Source organism: Synechococcus sp. R8-2 (assembly GCF_047461715.1).
Taxonomy (GTDB): Bacteria; Cyanobacteriota; Cyanobacteriia; order Thermostichales; family Thermostichaceae; genus Thermostichus.
This window is the reverse complement of the sequence record NZ_JANSHQ010000551.1, coordinates 1-967: the sequence shown is the minus strand read 5'-3', so window position 1 is coordinate 967 and position 967 is coordinate 1. Positions and strand designations below refer to the sequence as shown.

Annotated in this window: 1 protein-coding gene; it reads right to left on the bottom strand. The window is 62.7% G+C overall.

From position 1 onward, the window contains the following. Positions 1–867: alanine dehydrogenase (gene ald, locus NW819_RS12310; protein WP_414413918.1), on the bottom strand; the 867-nt coding region annotated here is incomplete at its 3' end. Positions 868–967: the final 100 nt, after the last annotated feature.

Sequence of the window (967 nt, the reverse complement as noted above, 5' to 3'; positions counted from 1 at the left end):
GGCTTCGTAAACCGGCTGGGCATGGGTGGTAACCCGTGTGGTAGCAATGCACCCCCCCTGATCCACCGCCACATCCACAATGAGGGAGCGAGGACGCATTTGGGCCACCAACTCTTCTCCCACCAAGACCGGCGCCCGCCTTCCCGGCACCAACACTGCCCCCACCAGCAGGTCGGCCTCGCGAACACACTCTTCCACGCTTTGGGCCGTGCTGTAGAGCAGCTCCACACGGGATCCAAAGAGCAGCTCCAGCTCGTTCAGCCGCTGCAGGTTGATGTCCAAAATCTGCACCCGCGCCCCCAAGCCTACGGCCATTTTGGCCGCCTCAGTGCCCACGGTTCCCCCGCCCAGGATCACCACCCGCCCCGGCGGCACCCCCGGGATCCCGCCCAGCAACACGCCTCGCCCCCCCTGTTGTCGGGTGAGGTAATGGGCGCCAAATTGCACCGAGAGCCGCCCGGCAATCATGCTCATGGGCATCAACAAGGGCAGGGATCCATCTGCCAATTCCACCGTTTCATAGGCGAGGCAGGTGGCTCCCGACTGCAGCAGCGCCTGGGTCAGCTCGCGGCTGGCGGCCAAGTGCAAATAGGTGAACAGAATAAGGTCGGGATGGAGCAGAGGATACTCAGCCGGCAGGGGCTCCTTGACCTTCACCACCAACTGCTGCCGGTAGATCTCCTCAGGAGTGACAGCCAGCTTGGCCCCCGCTTTTTGGTAGTCCTCATCCGTGAAGCCCGCCCCCTGGCCTGCTTGGGTTTCCACCCACACCTGATGCCCCTGTTCGGTTAAGGCCCGCACCGCCGCCGGTGTCAGCCCGACACGGAACTCTTGCTCTTTGATCTCTTTGGGCACGCCAATTCGCATAGGGATCCCCGTAGGGCTGCTTTCCAGTCTAGACAGACTCTCCCCGCAATGGGATCCCTGGCCTGAGCAGGAGAGCGAAAATTGTAAAGTTTTGTGCGCG